Origin of the sequence: Mycobacterium sp. (assembly GCF_032162105.1) — a bacterium.
Lineage (GTDB): Bacteria > Actinomycetota > Actinomycetes > Mycobacteriales > Mycobacteriaceae > Mycobacterium.
Genome location: NZ_JAVRPS010000113.1, coordinates 1 through 21621, shown reverse-complemented (window position 1 = coordinate 21621; position 21621 = coordinate 1). Strand labels below are relative to the sequence as shown.

The window sequence follows — 21621 nt, the reverse complement described above, 5'->3', positions numbered from 1 at the left end:
CCGCCGATCCGCTCCCTGCGCTCCAACACGGTGTAGGTGAGCTCGGGGTTCTTCTCGTTGATGCGGTAGGCCGCACCGATGCCGGAGATGCCTGCGCCGATGATGATCACGTCGGATACTTCGACGGCCTCGTTCGCATCCATGAAGAACCTCCTCGTCGTGGTCCCGCTGCGTACCGCCAGCCTAGGTGCTCGGGTACCTGCTACGTCAACGATCTGGGCACGCGAACGCACGGCAATCGCCAGACTGGAGCGATGACCGACGTCGTAGTGGTGGGAGCGGGCTTCGCCGGACTGTCGACCGCACGCACGTTGACCAGGCTGGGACACGACGTAGTGGTGTTGGAGGGCCGCGACAGGGTCGGCGGGCGGTCGTACACGACGACGATCGCCGACGTCCCGGTGGATCTCGGCGCGACGTTCGTCGGGCCCACCCAGACGGAGGTGCTCAAGCTCGCCGCGGCACTGGGCTGCGAGACCGTGCCCACCTACAACCGCGGCAAGAACCTGATCCGCTGGCGCGGCAAGGTGCGCTCGTACCGCAGCACGATCCCCCGGCTGTCGATCCTCGAACTGCTCGACGTGTCGCGCATCCAGTGGCGGTTCGATCGGCTGGAACGCCTGATTCCACTGGTGGATCCGTGGACGCCGACGATCGCGCCCCGAGTGGACAACCAGTCCCTCGAGAGGTGGCTGCGCTCCGTGCACGCCGGGGCGTCGACGCGGGATCTGATGGCGATCATGTCGCGGGTGACGTGGGGCTGCGAACCCAACGAGGTATCGCTGCTGCACGCCGTGCGCTACGTCAAGGCGGCCGGGGGTATCGGGCTCATGCTCGACGTCGAGGGTGGTGCCCAGCAGGACCGCTTCCCGGCAGGCACCCAGCAGATCGCGCTGCGGATGGCCGACGAACTCGGCGATCGTGTGGCGCTGGATTCGGTGGTGGAACGCATCGAGCGCACCGCCGACGGCGTCGCCGTGCATTCGACGACCGGCGTGACGTCCGCCAAGGCGGTGGTCGTGGCGATCCCACCCGCGCACCGCCGCGGCATCGCGTTCGAACCCGCTCTGCCGGAGGGGTATTCGCAGTTGGCCGGGCATTGGCCGCAGGGCAACCTCAGCAAGGCGTACGCCGCCTACGACACCCCATTCTGGCGCGCCGACGGCCGCTCGGGTGAGGCGCTGTCCGACGACGGGCAGGTGTTCATCACGTTCGACCTCAGCCCCAGCGACGGAGGCCCTGGCATACTGCTGGGCTTCACCGATGCCCGCACGTTCGACCCGCTGCCCGCCGAGGCCAGGCGCGACGCCGCGTTGGGATGTTTCGCGGCCCTGTTCGGCGACGCGGCGCTGCGCCCGATCGACTACGTCGACCACTGTTGGGGCACAGAACGATTCGCGCCAGGCGGCCCCACCGCCGCCGTCCCGCCCGGATCATGGACGAACTACGGGCAGTGGCTGCGCAAACCGGTCGACGGCATCTTCTGGGCGGGCACCGAGACGGCCGACCAGTGGACCGGGTTCCTCGACGGCGCCGTGCGGTCGGGGCAGCGGGCGGCGGCCGAGGTCGACGCCTACCTGGCCGCTAGGAGCTGATCCGCCGCTCGACGCGCACCGACTCGACCAGCGCACGCAGGTGCTGGTTGACCTCGTCGGGGCGCTCCAGATTCGAGCAGTGGCCGCCGGACAGTTCGACGAACGAGGCGAGATTCGGTGCGTGCTCGGCGATTCGGCGGGACGCGCCGATGGGCAGAAGGCGATCACCGCGGCTACCGATGACGAGCGTTGGCACGGTGAGGTTGGCCAAGGCGATGTGCTTGGGACCGAGCGAGTCGACCAGCGCGCGGGCCCAGCCGCCGCGTCCGGCCGGCGGGGTGGTCGCGAAGAGTTCGAACACGAAGTCCGCGATCGCGGGGTCGGCGTCGCGCCCGACCGCCAGTGCGGCGACGAATCGCCGGCTCTGCTGGATCGAGCCGGGCAGCAGGGGCGCCGCACCGAGTCGCTTGAGCAGGATCCCCGCGGCCGCCACCCGACTACCGGACAGAGGGCGCGGCACGGGCAGGAACTGCACGTCGCGCAACAGGTGGCCCGTCGTGGTGTTGATCAGGGCGACGGCGTCGGCGCACCGCGAAACCCGCTGCGGGTAGCGCTGCGCCCACGACGTGATCGCGATGCCACCCATCGAGTGCCCTGCGATGACGGCGCGCTCGCCGTGGGCCAAGGTGGCGTCCAGTACGGCGTCCAGGTCGGCCGCCAGGAAATCCAGGCCGTAGTTGCTGCGGTTCCCCCGAAGGGGCGGGACGCCGCTGCGCCCGTGGCCGCGGTGGTCGAAGGCGATGACCCGGTAGTCGGTGGAGAGGTCGGCGATCTGGTTGGCCCAGACGCGGATCGCGCAGGTGATGCCGTGGGCCAGCACGATCGGGTAGCCGTCTTCGGGTCCGAAGACCTCGGTATGCAACCGGGTGCCGTCCGAGGAACGGACGTCGACGACGCGCCCGCGCGTCAGGGCCTCGGCCGGGGCATAACGCCTCAATTGACTGGTCACGGTTGCTCCGATCGGTACCGGCAACGCTGCCGGGACGAGCAGTTTATCCGGTCAAAAGCACGGGCTTGATCACCTGGCCCGCCTTGGCGGCCGCCCAGGCTTCGTCGAAGGCAGTCAGATCGAACGTGGTGACGAGCTTGTCGACGGGCAGGTCGCCGCTCCGGCACAGCTCAGCCAAGCGCGGAATGAAGGTGTGCGGGTCGCTGTCGCCCTCGACGACACCCCGCACCCGCAGTCCCTTCCCCAAGATCAGGCCGACGGGCAACTCCGAGCTCAGCGCGCCGAGCCCGACGAGCGCCAGCGTCCCGCACGACCGCAACACCGTCAGCGCCGTCGCGATGACCGAGGGAAGCGCCGTGGTGTCTACCGCGAGGGTCGGTCCTCCCCCGGTGAGATCGCCGATCGCCGCCGCCGCGTCCACTGTCGTGGGGTCGACGGTCGCGGTGGCGCCCAGCTCGGTGGCCAGTGCCCGCCGCTCGGGCACCGGGTCGACCGCGACGATCGCGCGGCAGCCCGCGATGTGCGCGCCCATCACCGCAGACAGACCCACCGCGCCTGCACCGAAGACGACCAGCGCGTCATCCGCCCCCGCCGACAGTGCGTTGAAGACCGTACCGACCCCGGTCTGCACGCTGCAGGCGAGCGGGGCCGCCAGCTGCGGGGCGAGCGGCTCGGTCAGGACCACGGTGTTCGCGGGCCGGGCCAGGGCGTGGGTGGCGAAGCTGGACTGGCCGAAGAATCCTCCGGTGACGGGTCTGCCGTCCAGACGCAGGGCGCTGTCCTCGTCACGGCGATCTCCGCGCATGTTCAGATCGGTCGACCGGTCGCAGTAGGCAGGCCTGCCATCGATGCAACTGGCGCACCGGCCGCAGCTCGCGAAGGTCAGCACCACCTGCTGGCCCTCCCCCGCGATCGCCCGTGGCCCGGCGGAGACGACCGTGCCGACGCCCTCGTGCCCGAACACCATCGGCAGCCGCTTGGCGGACCACCTGGCAGCGACGCTGACGTCGGTGTGGCAGATGCCGACGGCTTCGATGCGCACCAGCACCTCGTCGTCGACCGGAGGCCGGATCGTGACGTCGGTGAGGTGCGGGTCGCTACCCACGTCGTGCAGGACGGCGGCGCGTGCGTCGATCACCTCGGGATGTTAAATGGTGCCGGTCGGCCGCAACAGGCCGGGGGAAGGCCCAGAATGCGCGCGATACAGATAGCCCGGCTCGACGGTCCCGGCGCCGCCGAGGTAGTCGAGATCGACGAACCGACCGACACCGACGCGGTGCTGATCGACGTGTACGCGGCCGGTGTCGCATTTCCCGACGCCCTGCAGACGCGTGGCCTCTACCAGCACCGTCCCGAGCTGCCGTACGTGCCGGGTGCCGAGCTCGCCGGTGTGGTGCGCAGCGCGCCTGCGGGTGCCCACGTGACAGCGGGTGACCGGGTTGCCGCGTTGACGATGCTGAACGGTGCGATGGCCGAAGTCGTTGCGGTACCCGCGGATCGGGTGTTCAAGCTACCCGACGTGGTGTCGTTCGAGGCGGGCGCGGGCATCCTGTTCAACGACCTCACCGTGCACTGCGCCTTGCGAACCCGCGGCAGGCTCGCGCCGGGCGAATCGGTGTTGGTGCACGGCGCCGCCGGGGGCATCGGCACCTCGACGCTCCGGCTGGCCACGGCCTTCGGCGCGTCGCGAACCATCGCTGTCGTCAGCACCGAGGACAAGGCCGAGGTCGCGCGGGCGGCGGGCGCCACCGACGTGGTGCTTGCCGACGGATTCAAGGACGCGGTCAAGGGGCTCACCGACGGGCGCGGGGTGGACGTCGTCGTCGACCCGGTCGGCGGTGACCGGTTCACCGATTCGCTGCGCTCGCTGGCCCCCGGAGGCAGATTGCTGGTGGTCGGTTTCACCGGCGGCGAGATCCCCACGGTCAAGGTCAACCGGCTGCTGCTCAACAACGTCGACGCGGTCGGCGTCGGCTGGGGTGCCTGGGCCGCAACGCATCCCGGCTATCTGATCGAGCAGTGGGCGGACTTGGAGCCGCTGCTGGCGTCGGGAGTCGTGACCGCCCCGCAGCCAGTCGTCTATCCCCTGGAGCGCGCCGCCGAGGCCATCGCCTCGCTCGAAGAGCGCACGGCCAAGGGCAAGGTCGTCGTCACGCTGCGTTGACCCGACGCCGTCGGAAGGGGGCCGCAGGTGGCGATACTGGTGTCGGTGAACGTCGGTAAACCGAAAAACACGCCATGGCAAGGCAAGACCGTCTTCACCGGAGTGCTGAAGACGCCCGTCGAGGGAGCGGTGCTGGTGCGCCGGCTCAACCTCGACGGCGACGGCCAGGGTGATCTCGCCGGGCACGGCGGCGAACAGCGCGCCGTGCTGGTCTATCAGACCGACTCCTATGACCATTGGCGCCGTTACCTCGGACGGGACGACCTAGTGCCGGGCCACTTCGGAGAGAACTTCACCGTCGCCGGACTCGGGGACGACGAGGTATGCGTCGGTGACCGCTACCGCATCGGCGGGGCCGAGTTCGAGGTGACCCAGCCGCGCGTCACCTGCTTTCGCGTCGGCATGCGCCTGGGTGAGCCGGACATGCCCAACCTGTTGGTCGCCCACCATCGTCCCGGCTTCTACATGCGAGTCCTCCGTGAAGGGCGCGTCAAGGCGGGCGATCCCATCGAACTGACCCGCCGCGGCAGCCACGAACTCTCGATCGCCGACGTCGACGCGCTGCTCTATCTGCCCGACCGGGACATCGGGCAGCTCCGGCAGGCCGTCGACCTGCCTGCGTTGAGCCCCGGATGGCAGCAGTCCTTTCGTGACATGCTCAGTGCGCAGGGCGGTTCGGAGCCGGCGACGACATCGCCTAAGGCGCTGGAGCCGGCGTGGGCCGGATTTCGCCGGCTACGGGTCAGCGCGATCCACCGGGAAAGCTCCACGATCATGTCCCTCGGCTTGGAGGCCACCTACGGCACCGCACTGCCTGCACCGAGACCGGGTCAGTATCTGACCGTCAAGATCCCAGACGCCGGCGACCCGGCACCGCTGCGCAGCTACTCACTGTCCGGCGACCCCAGTGCCGGTACCTACCGCATCAGCGTCAAGCGGGAGGAGCACGGTCAGGTGAGCCGATGGCTGCACACCCACATCCGTGCCGGATCGACGCTGGATGCCGCCGCACCACGCGGAGACTTCTGCCTCACCGACGACAGCAACCCCGTCGTGCTGGTGTCGGCGGGCGTCGGCGCCACGCCCGTGCTCGCCATGCTTCACGCACTCGCTGCGTCGGATAGCCAACGCCAGATCTGTTGGGTGCACACGACACACGACCGGGAGTCTCACGCGTTCGCCGCCGAAGTCACCCGGTTGATTGAAGCACTACCCCATGCGCAGCAACACATCTTCTACACGGCCGAGAGCACACCGGGACCGGGCCACCGAACCGAGCGCCTCACCGCGGCGTCGATAGCGGCGTTAGGCCTGCCCACCGACGCCGCCGTATACCTATGCGGTCCAAACACATTCATGGAGGGAATGCGGGCTGCCCTCGCCGCTGTCGTGATCGACCCAGGGCGGATCCACACCGAGTCCTTCGGCGCCCTGTCTGCCATCAACCCCGGCGTCGTGGACGCCCCGACCGCCACACGCCCGCACCGACCGCCTGGCATGCCCACGATGGGGTCGCAGGTCACGTTCTCCCGCAGCGGACTCACCGCCAACTGGTCACCGGACTACCGCAGCCTCCTGGAACTGGCCGAAGCCTGCGACGTTCCGACCCGGTACTCGTGCCGAAGCGGCGTCTGCCACACCTGCCTGACCGGAGTCGTGGCCGGCGCCGCGACCTACATCCAGACGCCATTGGACCAACCGCCGAGCGACACGGTGCTCATCTGCTGCGCCGCCCCGGGTGGCGATCTCGTCCTCGACCTGTAGGAATCGAGATCTGTGACGCACGTTGGGGCGACCGGCCCACTGGACGGGACTGCTCGTCAGATGGCGATGACGCGGACGAGTGTGTCCAGACCGCTGAAGTCAACGCCGTTTCGCGTGTAGAGATCGAGCTGATTGGCGTGGGCCGTCGCGGCGATCAGCAGGTCTGCGAATCGGCTCTGCGGGGTCCTGCCTTGGCGGACGACGGCGGCGACGATCAGTCCGTAGCTCCGTGCGGCGGCTCCATCGAATTGGATGGGCTCCAGCGTTGACTCGACTTCCTGCAGCCGAGCCTGCCGCTTCGCGGCTTCCATCGCGTCGTCGGCGAGGTGTGGTCCGGCCGCCAACTCGGCCACGGTGATCGCGGATATCGCCATCTCGTCGGGCAGCGCGGCGAGGACGACCGAATCGTGCCAGTCGATGACGACGGACGTGTCGAGAAGGCCGGACGTCACCTCAAAGTCCTTGGTCGATCACCCGGTCGAGATCGGCGCGGAACCGACGATGGTCGATTCGCACGCCCGCTGCCGCCAGCGCCGCGACTTCATCGCGGGAGATGAACGTGCGACGACCGGCTCGAATCGGGCGTAGCTCGGCCACCGGTTCGCCGTTGCGGGTGACGACGAAAGTTTCGCCCGCGGTGACGGCGTCGATCACCCGGGCGTTGTCATTGCGTAGCTCACGCTGCGCGATGGTCTTGGCCATGCCTGATTGTAGCAAGATGTGCTACAACGAGCTACGCTTCTTCGCGTCGCGCAGAACCTGCGCCGGCCGACGTGTTCGCGCCACGGTCGACGGTGGATCCATCGCCTGAATGCGGTGTGTGGACACGACAAACCTGCTCGCGATTGGTCTACTTGTCGCGCAACAGATTGAGAGCCATCTGGCGGCGGCGCCGACCTCTCACCCGACGCCAGCTACACTCAACGGCCGTGGCGGACATGGACTCCCGGCCGGTCATGCCCGGTGAAACCGCCGTCGAAGCATTACACCGCGAGATCGCCGAAGAACGGTGTTGCCGTCGCTTCCTCGGCGACACGTGCCCTCGGGCGGCACGTCGCTCATGCTACGAACGAACCTGGGCAGCCGGGTGGCAAGGTCACAGCCGAAATCGACGAGGTCGCGTGGGTCGACCCGGCGACGCCGGGCGACATCGAACTCGCGCCACTCACCCGAGAGACGGTTCTCAGGCTTCTGCGGAGCTGAGCCGACGTTCCGGTCGGGGATGTCGAGCAGTTCCTCGTGGAAGCCGCCGTAGCGGCGATCTCAGTCGACGAGGTGCACTTCGAGGATCCAATGACACTCCCTGCCGGAACGGTCTTTTCGTCGCATCGGGCGCTTCGAGCCCGGTGCGATGTAGGAATCGATCTCCTCGCCCGCGATCTTCTACCCGGCTGGATTGGAAACGGCCAGCCAGGTGTCGAGCGCGGACTGCAGGACACCGGCGAAGTCCACGTCAGTGGCCGCCGATACGAGCGCCTCGGCCACGATGGAGTTCGGTTCACGATCGAGGACTATCAAACCGACCGAAGGGCCTTCCCCGTTTTGCACCATGGGGCGAGCGGCCAACCCACGCGGCACGCCGAAGGCGTGAAGCCAGGTGTGCGACGCCACCGTCGCCACCTCCAAGCCGGCGAGATGGGCGAACAGACCCCCCACGGTGTCGGCCTCCACGACGGGATGGAACCGTGCGCCGTCGGCGGCCATGTTGCCGTCGATGATCCGGCGGTTCCGCATGGCCGGTGTCAACGCACAGAGCGGCAACTTGGCGGCGTCCGACCACCGAACCTCGCCCTCTGCCATGATCGGGTGCGCGGCGGGCGCGAGCAGGACATAACGCTCCCGATAGAGCTCGAATCGTCTGGTGCCGGGCGGCGTTTCGTCGTCGAGGTAGGTCAGTCCGGCGTCGATCTCGAAATCCGCAAGGCGCACTGCGATCTCACGCGACGAGGTGGCCTCGATCCGTATGGTGGCGGCTGGATTGCTGCGCAGGAATCGAGCGGTCAGTAGCGGGCTTGCGGGCACCGACGTCGGAATCGCGCCGACTCGTGCCATCGCGCTGAGTCGTCCTCGCATGCGTTCCACGTCGGCCAGCAGTTCGTCGCGCTCGGCGAGGATGCGGTGCGCCCAGGTAACCACCCTGCTGCCTTCGTCGGTGAATCCTTCGAATCGGTGACCGCGCAGGACGATCACGACACCCAGTTCGCGCTCGAGACGCCGGATTGCCACCGATAGTGTCGGTTGACTGACATTGCAGACCGTGGCGGCGCGGCCGAAGTGCCGCTCACGAGCCAACGCGGCCAGATACTCAAGTTGCTGAATGAGCACTTCACTGTGCATAACCACCCCGAGCGCCGGTGTCGATAGATCTCATCTATCGAAGCATGTCAGATACCGATCAGGAAGACCTTGTTGCCCGTGATCGGTCGCGTTACCGTCCATTACGGTCGACCGTCGAGAACCTCAACCACCCGCAGCGAGTCAGGTGCTGGTGCCCCGCTCCCGTCGCCTATGTCAGGTACGGGTCCACGAGCAGTGCTGCTCAATGGGTTAGGAAGTGACAGAAACGTTGTCCATCGCCGCCGCACCAGGTTTCCTTCGCGCCGACCGCATCGTCGCTTCGCCAGGGTGGAGTCGGTGGCTGGTGCCGCCGGCGGCACTATCGATTCACCTGGCGATTGGCAGCGTCTATTCATGGAGTGTCTTCAAGCTTCCGCTTCACAAGACGCTCGGCGTATCCGGTGTGGTCAGTGCGCTGCCCTTCACCTTCGGGATCGTGATGCTCGGGCTTGCTGCGGCACTGTTCGGTACCACGGTTGAACGCCGGGGTCCTCGCTGGGCGATGGCGGTGTCGGCAACCTGCTTCTGCAGCGGATTGGTGATCTCCGCAGTGGCTGCGGCCGCCGGCCAGATGTGGCTGATCATCGTCGGATATGGAATCGTTGGCGGTATCGGTCTTGGCATCGGATACATCTCTCCGGTGTCGACTCTGCTGAAGTGGTTTCCCGATCGGCCGGGGATGGCTACCGGGTTCGCCATCATGGGGTTCGGCGGCGGCGCGCTGATCGCCTCGCCGTGGTCGTCGCAGCTGATGTTGTGGTTCGGCACCGACCGGGCCGGGCTCGCGCAGACCTTTCTGACCATGGGCGTCGTCTACGCCGTCTTCATGACGTTGGGCGTCCTGCTGATCAGGCTTCCGCCCCCAGGCTGGCGACCCTCCAGCCTCGCAGCGGACTCTGTCGCACCGCGGTACCGGCCCGCGGGTCCGGACCGGACCGCCGCTCAGGCGCTCCGAACTCCGCAGTTCTGGTTCCTGTGGGTTGTGTTGTGCTTCAACGTCACTGCCGGCATCGGTGTCCTTGAACGCGCCGCACCGATCTACGCCGACTACTTTCCCGACGCGACCTCTCCTGCAGCACTGACGGCCGCGGCGGCGGGCTTCGTCGCAGTTCTGTCGCTCGCGAACTCCCTCGGCCGCATCCTGTGGTCCTCGCTGTCGGACGTCTTCGGGCGCAAGAACATGTATCGCCTCTACCTCGGAGTGGGCGCGTTGCTGTATCTGGCGTTGATCCTCGTCGCCGATACCAGCAAGCCGTTGTTCCTCGTCGCGTGCATCCTCATTCTGTCGTTCTACGGTGCTGGATTCGCCACCGTTCCGGCCTACCTGCGAGACCTGTTCGGCTACAAGGAGGTCGGTGCGATTCACGGCCGCTTGCTCACGGCCTGGTCCACCGCAGGCGTGCTCGGACCACTCATCGTGAATGCGATCGCCGACCACCAGATCGCCGCCGGAGTCGTGGGACCTGACCGTTACCAACTGTCCTTCACCATCATGATCGTGCTGCTGCTGGTGGCGGTCGTCTGCAACGAGATGATCAGGACTCCGAGACCGCCGAACGATGAGCGGGCCCGCTCGACGGCTGCAGTTGCCGCCGACTCCATGGCGTCCAGGAGGGCATCGTGAACCAGACACGTTCAGCAGCAGAAGCTCCCGCGTCGGGATCCTCATCGCGAAACCTGGTACTCGGCACGATCGGCTGGATCTGGGTGGGTGTGCCGTTCTGCTACGGACTCGTTCAGCTGGTCGCGAAGATCCCCGCGCTGTTTTCCGGCTGACCCCGAAATCACCACAACGAGTTAAGGAATGGACACTCATGGCCAAAATCGTGTGCGTACTCTACGACGATCCGGTTGATGGTTACCCCAAGACCTATGCGCGTGACGGGTTGCCGAAATTGGAGCGGTACCCCGACGGACAGACGCTGCCGACGCCGTCGGCGATCGACTTCACGCCGGGTGAGTTGCTCGGCAGCGTCTCCGGCGAGCTCGGGCTGCGTAAGTACCTGGAGGGCCTCGGTCACGAGCTGATCGTCACCTCGGACAAGGAAGGCGAGAACTCGGTCTTCGACCAGCACCTGGCCGACGCGGAGATCGTCATCTCGCAGCCGTTCTGGCCCGCCTACCTAACCGCCGAGCGAATCGCCAAGGCGCCCAAGCTGAAGCTCGCCGTCACCGCAGGCATCGGTTCGGACCACGTGGATCTCGACGCGGCCATCGACGCGGGAATCACGGTCGCCGAAGTAACCTTCTGCAACAGCATCAGCGTCGCCGAGCACGTCGTGATGATGATCCTGTCCCAGGTCCGCAATTACATTCCATCCCATCAATGGGTGCTCGATGGCGGTTGGAACATCGCCGATTGCGTGGAGCGCTCCTATGACCTCGAAGGCATGCAAGTCGGCACCGTGGCTTCCGGGCGGATCGGCTTGGCCGTCCTGCGTAGGCTCGCGCCCTTCGATGTCGGATTGCACTACTACGACAAGTACCGGCTGCCCGCCGAGGTCGAAGCCGAACTGAACCTGACTCACCACGAGTCGGTGCAGGAGATGGTCCCGCACCTCGACGTGGTGACGATCAACGCACCGCTGCACCCCGAGACGCGGGGACTGTTCGACGACCAGTTGATCTCGACGATGAAGCGCGGTGCCTATCTCATCAACACCGCCAGGGGTCTCATCGTCGACCGTGACGCCGTGGTCCGTGCGCTCGAGAGCGGTCAGCTCGCGGGATACGCGGGTGACGTCTGGTATCCACAGCCCGCGCCAGCGGATCACCCGTGGCGGACCATGCCGCATCAGGGCATGACTCCCCACATCTCGGGGTCGTCGCTGTCGGCCCAAGCCCGCTACGCCGCCGGGACCCGGGAGATTCTGGAGAGCTACTTCGGGGGAACTCCGATCCGCGATGAGTACCTCATCGTCGACGGAGGTGCACTGGCCGGCACTGGCGCACGCTCTTACACCGCAAAGACCTAGCGGTTGGCGCGTACCCGGCCGGCCCGCGGACCGGCGGGGTACGCGTTTCAGTGTTCCGCCCAATACCCCAAGGAGACGTATGTCCCGCACACCGATCGACAAAGTAGAAGCCGGACAGATCCTCAACGAAGCACGCCTGACGAAGGGGCTGACCTGGCGGGAACTGGCCGACTACATCGACAAGCCCCTCGTATGGACGGTCGCGGCACTCCTGGGAAAACATCCGGTGCCGAGAGAATCCGCTGAAGCAGTTGGCGAGAGACTCAGCCTCGACGTCGACGTCGTCTCTGCGCTTCAGCGCCAGCCCTATCGGATCGCTGACGATGGCCTGGCGACCGACCCCACCGTCTATCGCTTCCACGAGGCGCTCGACGTGTATGGGGAAGCTTTGAAGGAACTGATCCACGAGGAATTCGGGGACGGAATCATGAGCGCGATCAACTTCTCGGTCGACTTCGCGAAACAAGAAGACCCACAAGGCGATCGAGTCGTCGTGACCTTCAACGGCAAGTTTCTGCCCTACCAGTGGTGATGTGGGCTCGCAGCCTCTGCGATCATCGGTGAGTGGCTGCGGGTCGGCCGATCGTGCGCGTCGTCCGTTTCTACGAGCCCGGTGACGATGACGTCGACCTCCCCCGTCGGGCGCAGATCCTCGCCGGCGAACACATGGCAGCGCCAGGGACCGATGTTTCGCAGATTCCGGCGGAGCTTCTTCCTCGGCGGGTACGGTTGGAACCAGAATTGCTGCGGGCCTCGCATTTTCAGTACGTCAACCCGCAAGAGCACATAATGTTCAAGCCCCGGTGGAGTGCGTTCTACCGCACTGGACTCGATCAACACCTGCGTGATCGTGACGTCACCACGGTGGTCGTAGCGGGTTGCAACCTACCGAACTGCCCGCGAGCGACGCTGTTCGACGCCTCAGAGCGCGACTATCGAGCCGTTCTGGTGCAAGACGCGACGTCCCAAGTGACCGACGAGCGGCTACAGGACCTGGCCCTCATCGGTGTCACGGTGACGGACGCCGCGACCGTGAACCTTCGGCTCGGTGGGGCGAGATCGGCGACGAGCCCGCGGTGACGATTGGCTTGTCGGCGTGACCGAATTGCTGTTTTCTTACGGAACTCTGCGCCAGCGCGAGGTCCAGCTGAGCACGTTCGGGCGGATGCGCGACGGGCATCCCGACGCCATCGTCGGCTTTGACCTCGACTACGTCATGATCACCGATCCGTACGTCATCGCGACGAGCGGCAGCGACACCACGAATGCGCGGCCTCGGGATCAGTGGTTCATTCGGTCGACGCCGCCGAAGGGCATGGAGTGCCGCGTCGTTATCATCGAGCTATCGGGCGTTGCGCGCGTTCGTAACGTTCGGGCAACAGAAACCCGCTAACTTGTACGGGCCACTCATTAGCGCGGACTTCATCGGTCCGGAATGAATTGCCACAATTACTGCAACCCGAAAGGACCCAACATTAGTCGGTCTCTTCCCAGGTCAACGTTGATCTGCGAGCTTGAGTCTCGTACGCCGAGCCGAGCAAGCGGAGGGGCAATGACGGACAAATGGCCGACGATTCCCGACATCACCAGAGTGCACTGAATCCGCTGACGGCAGTGGCGACGAACCAGCCAGAAGGAACGCAGGGAGCAAACGCACCCAGAACGGTTGTCTTCGCGCTGTACAACAAAGTGACGTTGCAGGACGTGGCAGCGCCGCTTGAGGTTTTCGCCCGCGCGAACGACTTCGGTGCGCGGTACAGGGTGCTGTTGGCCTCGCCGACCGGTGAAGCGGTTGCTACGACGGCATTCACGAAACTCAACGTGGACATGTCCGTCGCCGAGGTGCCCGTCTCAATTGACACTTTGCTGGTACCAGGTGGTGTTCCGGCCGACTTCACCTTCACCCCAGGCGAACACGACATACCAGAGGAGCAGACACCCGATGCCGTAGCGGAGGCGCTGGAGATGGTGCGCGAACTCGCACCGCGAGCTCGCAAAGTGGCTTCCGTATGCACGGGAGCGTTCATCCTGGCGCGCCTCGGACTATTGGACGGTCGGCATGCGACCACGCACTGGGCTCATTGCCAGGCACTGGCTCGCAGTTATCCCAAGGTGATGGTCGACCCGGACTCACTCTTCGTGAGGGACGGTCGGTTCATCACCGGCGCTGGAATCAGTGCCGGCGTCGATCTGGCGCTTGCGCTGGTGGAGAGTGAGTACGGCTCGAGCGTGGCACGTCGCGTGGCGCGCTGGATGGTCGTCTTCCTCCAGCGCCCTGGCGGGCAGGCTCAGTTCAGCGTCTGGGCTGAATCAGCACTCCCGGCGACGAGCGGTCTCCGCGAGATCGTGGACTCCGTCATATCCAATCCTGGCGCCGACCACTCCATCGTGGTCATGGCAGCTCGCGCGGCGGTGAGCGAGCGGCACCTGGTACGTATGTTTCGGGATCAGGTCGGGATGACACCGGCCCGGTTCGTCGAACAAGCACGTCTGGAGGCCGCGAAAGTCCTCCTCGCCACGGGAGACCAGAGCCAGGAAGTCGTTGCGCGAAGAGCCGGGTTCGGAACCCCGGACACGATGCGACGTACCTTTCGCCGCAATCTTGGTGTCTCACCCGGCACGTATCGAAATCGCTTCCGCACCACGGGAATCGATCATGGTCCGAGCTAGCTCGACTACCTCGGGCTAGCTCGGGACGCGGACAGCCGCGAGACAGTCGCGAACCCGGGCACCGTTGCGGAGGCCGCTACGCCGCGCCGCCGCGTGGAAGGACTCACCCGCAAGGACCAGGCCGACGGCGTTCTCCAACCGGACGTCGTGGACGTACTGGCGGAGTGTCACGCCGACCTGCGCCTTGAACAGTCTGGCAAGGTGCCTCGGGCTGATGCCTAGTTGGGCCGCGACGCGTTCGAGTTCATAGTGTCCCGCCGGTTCGGCATTGACGGTTGCCACCAAGCGCTCGAGCTCAGGATGTTTGGGACGGGGTGTCCTGGCGGCGACGGAGATCTGCGGATGTCCCTCCATCCGTCTGCCCAGCATGACCATGTCCTTCGAGATCTCCTGGGCGACACCGGCACCGTAGTCGTCGCTGACCAGAGCCAACGCGAGGTCGATCCCGGCCGCGACCCCGGCGGATGTCCAGACGGCGCCGTCGCGGGTATAGACCGACTCGCGGTCGACGAGCGTCGATGGATGGCGCGCGGCGAACGCCTCGAGATAGCGCCAATGGGTGGTGGCGCGCCGGCCATCGAGTAAACCCGCTGCAGCCAAGGCGAACGACCCGGCGCAGATGGCGGCGACCCGGCGAGCACTCCCCGCACGGGAGCGGACCTCCCGCTTCAGGTGATGAGGAACATCGTCGGCAACCAGGCACTCACCGCCAGGGACGAGGAGGGTGTCGATCTCCTCCGACGCGAGTGCTGACACGGGAGTTGCGCTGAGGGTTAACCCCGAACTGCACCGCACGGAGTTGGTATTCGCGGTTGAGTAGATTTCGACGGAGTAATTGCAACGCAATGCCCTTGCTACGTCGAACACTTCCAGTGGCCCGGTGACGTCGAGTGCCCGGACACCGTCGAACACGAGCATCGCGATGCGGCGTGGTCTGGCGGTGGCCGTGTGGTTCATTTCGCTAGCGTGGCGCACGGCACGCATGCGATGCGCGCCGATGTCCGGATCTTCGCCATACTTGTCCGTCACCGTCGGCGGCCGGCGCATCACGTTGGGTGTGAACCACACCGAAATCCGCTCACGACGCCTCGACTACGCAGCGGGCACACCGTCATTCGCCCCCACACATGCGCCGAGCGTCGCAGCTGCTTATCCGGACGCCGTCACCGGCACAGGGGTCTCGTACGCTGAGGGTGCCGACGGCACGCCGACGAAGCGCTCGAGCATCCACCCGAAGACGAGCGCGATGGAGCCCCAAACGAGCAGCTGGTTCAGGATCGAGTACCAGCGGAACTTCCACAGCACGTCGGGGTCGAAGCCTGGGTAGACGATCTGACCCGGGGCGACGGTCTGGCCGTCGATGATCAGTGGTGTGGGCAGGATGTTGGTGATCGGTTGTGGGGTTTCGGTCGCCGCGCGGGCGAAGCCGAATTGGTGGGCCGCCTCGACGTTGGCGTGCAGGTCGCCCGGTGAGGGCAGCAGCCCAACCAGCAGCCCGAACACGATCAGGAACGCAGCCGTGGTTAGCGCCGCCGCGGCACGGGTGCTGAAGCGTCGCTTCAGGACCCCGAACAGATAGACGGCCAGGCCGAGCAGAATCAGTGAACCCGCCACCATCGTCAGGTACAGGTGCCCGCGCGTGACGATGGTGAATTCGTGCCCGATCGCCGGTGGATTCGTCGGGTACTTCACGAACGGCAGCAGGAACACCCCGAAGAAGCCGAACGCGGAAATCAGCCACACGAGATTCCGCGGCCGGACATGAACCCGCCCGTGTAGCGCGACGTAAGCCACCGCCACCAGGGCACCCATCGCCGCCGAGAAGGCAAGCAGGCCAGTGGCGATGCCGACCGTGGACTGGATGGTGCGGGAGAAGATATCTGGGCCGTCCATCCCTGGCATGCCGCCGGCGGCCTCGTTGAGCTTGCCGAGGATATCGTCGCGGCCGGATTCGTAGTCGATGGCCTGGTTGATCACCGGCTCGGCGAAGATCCTGGCGAAGACGAAGCCGATGATGCCGGCGATCACGCCGGCCAGTGCGCCCCGAAGGACGATGCGAAATTCCACAAGTGTGCTCCTGGTGTTCAGTGGCAGGGGAATCCGAGGAGGTGGCGCGCATCGTGGACCCATTCGTGGACCACCATCGTCTTGCCGAACACCGACGTCATGCCCTCGTCGACGCCGACGAAGTAGTACGCCAGCAGGGCCAGGAAGACGGTGATGGACAGCATCACGACCAGGCGGCCCCGAGAGATCGCTTCCGGTGAAACCTGAACTCGCGGTCCTGATGCGGGTAGTGACGCAGTCGTCATCGTGGGCTCCTAAAGGGTTGAGTACGTGGCGGATTGGTGACGCCGGGCCGCGGCCTTAGTGGTCGTGGTCGTGGTCGTCTTCAGGGTGAACGGCGTGCCCACCATCGTCCAGTGGTGGCGCGTTGAGGACCTCGTGATCGTCGACGACCTTCTCCAGGGCGCTGACCCAGTGGTCGTAGTACTCCCACTGGTCGCGCTCGGATGGTGGGGTGTTCTCCCAGTCGCCGATGGTCGTGATCAGGCTCTGCTGGAAGTCGCTCCAGTCGTAGTGGCCGAACTCCGACAGCGCGAGCGCCAAGCCGAATGCCCGCCGTTGCCATTCATGGTCGAACTGTGGCGCGGCCTGATCGGTAGTGCAGGTCTCGTGCAGCATCATGATGCGGGTCCAGCCAGTGCGACGCCCATCATCGATTCCGTGGTCACCAGGTCCATCAGCATCTCGTCGGTGAAGTCCTCAGTGCCCGCTGGACGTTCGGGGATGACGAACCATCGTGAGTGTCCGCTGCTGTCCCACACCTTGATCTCGGTGTCATCCGGCAACTCAACGCCGATCTCGCCGAGCACCTTTCGGGGCTCACGCGCGGCCCTGGCGCGGAATACCGGGTCCTTGTACCAATATGGTGGAAGGCCTAACACCGGCCACGGGAAGCACGAGCACAACGTGCAGATGACCAGGTTGTGCACGCCAGGCGCGTTGGCGACCGCCTGCAGGTGCTCCCCCTCGGCCCCGGCCATGCCCTCGGGCAGGTCCAGTTCGGCGACGGCGGCCGGTGTGTCGGCAACGACACGTGCGGCGAATTCCGGGTCCTTCCATGCCTTGACGACGATCTTCTTGCCGTTCAACGGGGTCATCTCGGACTCGAAGTAGGCGAGCACCTTGTCGACGGTCTGGCCGGTGATGATGCCCTTCTCGACGAGTAGCGCTTCTAGCGCCGCGACCTTGGCGGCACTCGACGCTTCCCGATCCGACGGGTAGGCGAACTGATCACTCACTGGTCCTCCTCGATTGGTTGCAGGTACGCCTCGAACAGTTCGGCGTAGATGGAGTTGGGAGTGTCTTCGGCGCGCGCGCCCCACAGTTCGGTTGGCGAGAACTCGACGATGTAGATCGGCATCGGGTCGCCGATCCCGTCGCCGGTATGGGTGAAGTATGCGTAGTCACCCTCGCAGACCCGTTCCACGGTTCCGACGTGACTCCGGAGATAACCGGGCACGCGGGTGTGCGCTGCCGCGGGCACGTCGGTGACACGCACCCGATCACCCGGAGCGAATCGGGGGTGGGCGACATCGCGTCGCGGGCTGTCGCCTTTGCGTAGGTACTGCTCGATCTGGTCGTCGATCGCGGCGCTGGCGGCATCCGACTCCGTCGGCACGGCGCTGGATGCCTTGGCCGCGAGTTCCTCTTCGGTGACGTAGCCCTGTTCGACGAAGAACGAGGTGATTCCGCCCAGCCATTTCTCGTAGTAGCGAAACTTGAAGTAGTCGAACGGGTTCATCGCCTCCGCGCCGGTCCGCAGGCTCGCCCATGTCCATTCGTCGTGGAAGGTGGTCGGCACCTTCTCGATCGGGTAAGCAGGCAGGGCCGACGACAGATGATTACTCAGTCCCATCATCGCGACGTGGATGCCAAAGATGCGTTTCTCCCACTCTTCGACGAAGACACGCTTCTCGAGGTTCAGTGGTTCCGGCAGACCCTCGAGGCCGCCGAGATAGTGCTGCAGTTTCATTACGCCGGGCTGCCTTCCGCTGAGCTGATGGTGGTGTTCTGAGCCGTTTTGCTGGTCATTGCGCCTGCCAGGTACTCCGCAACGATGCCGAAGGTTGCCCCAACGACGCAAGCACATGCGGCCACCAGTCCGGGGTGGGAGATCGTGGTGACGGTGACGTCATGGCCTCGGCCCGCCACCGTCGACACCGTAGATGCGAAACCGACCACCACTGCAGGCGTGGTGGACAGCAGCGGAACCCAGGACACCTGCACCATCAGTCCGCTGCCGACACCAACGGCGATCGCCGTGGCCAAAAGACTTCCGCCCAGCAAATGCGCTGCGAACAAACTCGCTGTGGCGATGAGCACGCCGACGACATTCGAGCTCACCGAACGCACCCAGCCGGACAAGCCCCCACCGACGAAGACAAACGACCCCCACGCCAGGAATACAACCCAAATTGGCACGGTGACGACTTCCGCCGTGAACGCCACGGCGAGACCACCGAGAACGCCGATGCTCACCGTGAGAGCAGACCGGGAATCCATTGAACTACCTTCCTCAGCGAATGTCGTTTTGCGGGAGCACGTTCTCGCCAGGGCCAGTCTTGGGCGGAGTTGTTTCATGGTGGTAACAGCGGCGTTCCCGCCGTTTCCGCAGAGGACATCCTTGACGCAATTCAGGACACGACCGGAATAGCCACACTCGCCGCTACCACGCGGCAGTGCACCCAGACGCCGGTCGGATAGTCGAATCGATTCAGCCGGGATTCCCGAAGGAAGCCGGGGCCGCTGACCACATCATGCGCCTCATCAATCACACTGACCCCATCGGTCCGTCTGGCATCGCAATGCCTTGGGAACGCCTCGATTCTCCGCCGACACGGCCCCTCCGCGCCGCGGACTTGTCGTCGCCGTGCCCTATGTTGAGGCCTCCAGACCAACGCACTGAATAGGGGAACGCACGTGCACGACGACAACGCGGGGTTGTCCGCGGTCGACTTGCTCGAGCTCAACCGCGACCTGCAAGGCTCCCGCGCGATCCGCCTGCTCGCGACCACCAACATCAGCCTCTACGCGACGCTCATGGAACGCCACCTCAGCGACGGCGCCGTCTCGGAGACCGAGCTCGTCGTGCGGCTCGAACGCGACCTCGAGGATCTCGACGACGCCCAGTCCGGCCTCGCGCTGATCAAGTCCTGGGCCAGCCAGGGCTGGCTGCACCGGATCGTCGACGAACGCCACGACCAGAACGTCTGCTACCTCACCCAGGACGCCCGCCGCGCTCTCGACTTCCTTCGCGGAATGCGCCGCCAGGACACCATTGCCACCGGCGGCTCCATTACCGGCATCGCTGCGCGCCTCAAGCAAGTCGCCGTCAAGGTGGATCACGACGCCGCCCGCATCCGCAAGCACATCGAAGCCGAGATCGCCGCCCTGCACGAAGAACTCAACGAACTCGACGCCGGCCAACGCCCCCAGCCCGACGTCACCGACTGCTACGACGAGGCCCGCGCTATCGCCCTGCAGATGGAACGCCTCATCACCGACATCGGCCAGTACGGAACCATGATCGAGCAGGCCACCTCCGCGCTCGACGAGCCCATCGACAGCAACATCGAGTACCGCGACCGCCAGCGCCAGATGTACACCGACTACCAGACCGCCTGGGACTCCCAGGGCCGTGACTCCCACCGCGCCTTCCTGCGCATGATCAACGACCCCGACCAGCGCGCCGAGTTCGAGGCCGACGTCGCCGCCGTCGCCGAAGCCCTGCCCGCACTCGACCCCGCGCTACGCAAGGTCATGGCCGGTTTCTTCGAACTCGTCGGCCACCAGATCGACGAAGTCGAGCGCATCCAGCAGCGCTGCGCTCAACGCGTCAAACGCTTCACCGCCTTCGGCACCATGGAGCAGAGCCGCGGCGTCGCCCGCCAACTCAACGAGGCCATCGGCGCCGCCCGCGCCCTACTGAAGTCCTCCTTCACCGACTCCCGCCTCGACATCGACGTCCCGCTAGCCCGCCACGCCATCAGTTCCGTTGGCGCCCTTAGCTTCAAGATCGGCGACCTGTCCAATCCCAAGCCCGCCGTGCACGGCGACACCGAGGTCGACCTGACCAGCTTCGCCGCCCTCACCACCCAGGTCGACGCGCCCGCCATGTCGGACATGCTGAACCACGCCATCACCGACGGGCCCGTATCGCTGCCGGACGCCGTCGCCATGCTCGACAGCGCCTACCTCGGTCACGTCATCGTGTTGTGGTCCTGGGCGCTCAAACAACCACAACCGCGCATCGCCGACGAAAACACAGCATCAGCCACCGTTCGCTTCCGCTCGCTTGACGGCCAGGACCGCGAAATCGCCGTCCCCCGACTGACTTTCACGGAACCCATCACCACACTGGCCGGAGCCGCATCGTGACCACCGAAGCCGACATCGACTTCTCCTCCCTGCCCCAAGTCGATCAACAAGCCCGCCCACCCGTTCAGCGCAGGCCGCGGTTCGACGGCGACGTCTCCGAACTGCCCGACCGCGCCTGCTGGGCCCTGCAGCACCTCCTCACCCGCCGCTACATCAGCGCTGAGGCCGACGCCGACATCTACAGCTGGGTGCTCGAGTACCGCAAGGAGCTGTCGATCCGGCTGTCCGAACTCGACCTGCTGCTGCGCATCGTCGATGGCACCGACGTCGCGTTCATTGAACAGGCCCGCTACGAATCAGCTAGGGGCATCAAGGTTCTACGCCGAGAGCCGCTCGGCACTTACGACTCGATCCTCGCCCTGCACCTCGCGCAGATGATGCGCGCCTCCGGCGGGCAGAGCGTGTTGATCAGCCGCGAGGAGATGCACGGCCTGTTCTCCGGCGTGCTCAACGAGACAGACCGCGACGCCGTCGGCTTCGCCGCTCGCATCGACGCCGCCATCGCCCGGCTGGCCGGCCTGGAGATCCTGCGCAAGACCCGCGACGACGAGGACAGCTACACCATCAGCCCGGTCATCACCGCCATCATGACCGCTCGGTCATCACCGAACTCCAGCAGCAGTTCGAACAGCTGCTCAACGGCGGAACGCCGCAGTCCGCAGACGACACTGCAGAAGAGGCAGAAGTTGACTGAAACGTTATTGGGCGCAAGCCTGCTTGCAG

At 65.9% G+C, this 21621-nt stretch carries 23 protein-coding genes and 3 pseudogenes; 12 read left to right on the top strand and 14 right to left on the bottom strand.

The features are described from left to right. On the bottom strand, positions 1-182 hold a 182-nt coding region (locus QOC69_RS05550), incomplete at its 3' end, for an NAD(P)-binding protein (RefSeq protein WP_526437193.1). A 72-nt stretch (positions 183-254) separates the two neighbouring features. Between QOC69_RS05550 and QOC69_RS05545 the strand changes: the two genes are divergently transcribed. Continuing rightward, entirely contained in the window at positions 255-1595 is a 1341-nt protein-coding gene (locus tag QOC69_RS05545; RefSeq protein WP_526437188.1) for a flavin monoamine oxidase family protein, read from the top strand. Here the strand turns inward: QOC69_RS05545 and QOC69_RS05540 are convergent. Then, on the bottom strand, positions 1585-2544 hold the full coding sequence (locus tag QOC69_RS05540) for an alpha/beta fold hydrolase (RefSeq protein WP_526437186.1): 960 nt from the start codon (positions 2542-2544) through the stop codon (positions 1585-1587). The two genes, QOC69_RS05545 and QOC69_RS05540, sit on opposite strands and share 11 nt — an antisense overlap. A 43-nt stretch (positions 2545-2587) precedes the next feature. After that, complete coding sequence (locus QOC69_RS05535; protein ID WP_526437184.1) at positions 2588-3682, bottom strand: NAD(P)-dependent alcohol dehydrogenase; 1095 nt, start codon at positions 3680-3682, stop codon at positions 2588-2590. A gap of 54 nt (positions 3683-3736) precedes the next feature. Here QOC69_RS05535 and QOC69_RS05530 point away from each other — a divergent pair, with 54 nt between their 5' ends. Together QOC69_RS05530 and QOC69_RS05525 are read left to right on the top strand one after the other, a co-directional pair. Beyond that, positions 3737-4708 carry an NADPH:quinone oxidoreductase family protein gene (locus QOC69_RS05530; protein WP_526437182.1) on the top strand — a complete coding sequence of 324 codons (972 nt, stop codon included), beginning with the start codon at positions 3737-3739 and terminating at the stop codon, positions 4706-4708. A 27-nt stretch (positions 4709-4735) separates the two neighbouring features. Beyond that, positions 4736-6472 carry an MOSC domain-containing protein gene (locus tag QOC69_RS05525; RefSeq protein ID WP_526437180.1) on the top strand — a complete coding sequence of 579 codons (1737 nt, stop codon included), beginning with the start codon at positions 4736-4738 and terminating at the stop codon, positions 6470-6472. A 56-nt stretch (positions 6473-6528) separates the two neighbouring features. On the opposite strand, the gene QOC69_RS05520 is transcribed toward QOC69_RS05525, so the two are convergent. The 4 genes and pseudogenes from QOC69_RS05520 to QOC69_RS05505 form a co-directional block, all read right to left on the bottom strand. After that, positions 6529-6924, bottom strand: a complete 396-nt coding sequence (locus QOC69_RS05520; RefSeq protein WP_526437178.1) for a type II toxin-antitoxin system VapC family toxin — start codon at positions 6922-6924, stop codon at positions 6529-6531. 1 nt (position 6925) lies between these two features. Next, the gene (locus QOC69_RS05515; protein WP_526437176.1) at positions 6926-7174 is read right to left on the bottom strand and encodes a type II toxin-antitoxin system Phd/YefM family antitoxin; all 249 of its coding nucleotides are present in this window, start codon (positions 7172-7174) and stop codon (positions 6926-6928) included. A gap of 561 nt (positions 7175-7735) precedes the next feature. Continuing rightward, positions 7736-7852, bottom strand: a pseudogene (locus tag QOC69_RS05510) (M24 family metallopeptidase); the annotation flags it as partial. 3 nt (positions 7853-7855) lie between these two features. After that, the gene (locus QOC69_RS05505) at positions 7856-8809 is read right to left on the bottom strand and encodes a LysR family transcriptional regulator (protein WP_526437174.1); all 954 of its coding nucleotides are present in this window, start codon (positions 8807-8809) and stop codon (positions 7856-7858) included. A 217-nt stretch (positions 8810-9026) separates the two neighbouring features. Between QOC69_RS05505 and QOC69_RS05500 the strand changes: the two genes are divergently transcribed. The 7 genes and pseudogenes from QOC69_RS05500 to QOC69_RS05470 all read left to right on the top strand — a co-directional run bounded on the left by QOC69_RS05500 (position 9027) and on the right by QOC69_RS05470 (position 14454). Next, positions 9027-10433 carry an OFA family MFS transporter gene (locus QOC69_RS05500; protein ID WP_526437172.1) on the top strand — a complete coding sequence of 469 codons (1407 nt, stop codon included), beginning with the start codon at positions 9027-9029 and terminating at the stop codon, positions 10431-10433. After that, positions 10430-10585 (top strand): MFS transporter small subunit, encoded by a 156-nt coding sequence (locus QOC69_RS05495; protein WP_526437170.1) that lies wholly within the window; start codon positions 10430-10432, stop codon positions 10583-10585. The genes QOC69_RS05500 and QOC69_RS05495 overlap by 4 nt, the downstream gene beginning before the upstream one ends. A gap of 38 nt (positions 10586-10623) precedes the next feature. Continuing rightward, positions 10624-11784: an NAD-dependent formate dehydrogenase gene (locus QOC69_RS05490; protein WP_526437168.1), complete on the top strand. Its 1161-nt coding sequence runs from the start codon at positions 10624-10626 to the stop codon at positions 11782-11784. Between the two features lie 79 nt (positions 11785-11863). After that, a complete protein-coding gene (gene cynS / locus QOC69_RS05485) occupies positions 11864-12316 on the top strand; it encodes a cyanase (RefSeq protein ID WP_526437166.1) in 453 nt (150 codons plus the stop codon). Between the two features lie 38 nt (positions 12317-12354). After that, a pseudogene (locus tag QOC69_RS05480) lies at positions 12355-12864 on the top strand (cysteine hydrolase family protein); the annotation flags it as partial. A 16-nt stretch (positions 12865-12880) separates the two neighbouring features. Continuing rightward, on the top strand, positions 12881-13177 hold the full coding sequence (locus QOC69_RS05475; RefSeq protein WP_526437164.1) for a hypothetical protein: 297 nt from the start codon (positions 12881-12883) through the stop codon (positions 13175-13177). A gap of 221 nt (positions 13178-13398) precedes the next feature. Next, positions 13399-14454, top strand: coding sequence for a GlxA family transcriptional regulator (locus QOC69_RS05470; protein ID WP_526437191.1), 1056 nt, complete (start codon positions 13399-13401; stop codon positions 14452-14454). A gap of 15 nt (positions 14455-14469) precedes the next feature. Here the strand turns inward: QOC69_RS05470 and QOC69_RS05465 are convergent, their stop codons facing one another. The 7 genes from QOC69_RS05465 to QOC69_RS05435 all read right to left on the bottom strand — a co-directional run bounded on the left by QOC69_RS05465 (position 14470) and on the right by QOC69_RS05435 (position 19023). Further along, positions 14470-15411: a GlxA family transcriptional regulator gene (locus tag QOC69_RS05465; RefSeq protein ID WP_526437162.1), complete on the bottom strand. Its 942-nt coding sequence runs from the start codon at positions 15409-15411 to the stop codon at positions 14470-14472. Between the two features lie 192 nt (positions 15412-15603). Beyond that, the gene (locus QOC69_RS05460; protein ID WP_526437160.1) at positions 15604-16521 is read right to left on the bottom strand and encodes a CbtA family protein; all 918 of its coding nucleotides are present in this window, start codon (positions 16519-16521) and stop codon (positions 15604-15606) included. Positions 16522-16538: 17 nt separating this feature from the next. After that, positions 16539-16766, bottom strand: coding sequence for a CbtB domain-containing protein (locus QOC69_RS05455; RefSeq protein WP_526437158.1), 228 nt, complete (start codon positions 16764-16766; stop codon positions 16539-16541). Between the two features lie 55 nt (positions 16767-16821). Continuing rightward, the gene (locus QOC69_RS05450; protein ID WP_526437156.1) at positions 16822-17142 is read right to left on the bottom strand and encodes a nitrile hydratase accessory protein; all 321 of its coding nucleotides are present in this window, start codon (positions 17140-17142) and stop codon (positions 16822-16824) included. Beyond that, on the bottom strand, positions 17139-17759 hold the full coding sequence (gene nthA / locus QOC69_RS05445) for a nitrile hydratase subunit alpha (protein ID WP_526437154.1): 621 nt from the start codon (positions 17757-17759) through the stop codon (positions 17139-17141). Before nthA ends, QOC69_RS05450 begins: the two co-directional genes overlap by 4 nt. Further along, positions 17756-18493: a nitrile hydratase subunit beta gene (nthB, locus tag QOC69_RS05440; RefSeq protein WP_526437152.1), complete on the bottom strand. Its 738-nt coding sequence runs from the start codon at positions 18491-18493 to the stop codon at positions 17756-17758. Before nthB ends, nthA begins: the two co-directional genes overlap by 4 nt. After that, the gene (locus QOC69_RS05435) at positions 18493-19023 is read right to left on the bottom strand and encodes a DUF1097 family protein (protein ID WP_526437150.1); all 531 of its coding nucleotides are present in this window, start codon (positions 19021-19023) and stop codon (positions 18493-18495) included. The genes nthB and QOC69_RS05435 overlap by 1 nt, the downstream gene beginning before the upstream one ends. Before the next feature lie 417 nt (positions 19024-19440). Between QOC69_RS05435 and QOC69_RS05430 the strand changes: the two genes are divergently transcribed. Together QOC69_RS05430 and QOC69_RS05425 are read left to right on the top strand one after the other, a co-directional pair. Beyond that, on the top strand, positions 19441-20898 hold the full coding sequence (locus tag QOC69_RS05430; RefSeq protein WP_526437148.1) for a DUF3375 family protein: 1458 nt from the start codon (positions 19441-19443) through the stop codon (positions 20896-20898). Then, positions 20895-21592, top strand: a pseudogene (locus tag QOC69_RS05425) (DUF4194 domain-containing protein). The gene QOC69_RS05430 and the pseudogene QOC69_RS05425 overlap by 4 nt, the downstream one beginning before the upstream one ends. Positions 21593-21621 lie beyond the last annotated feature (29 nt).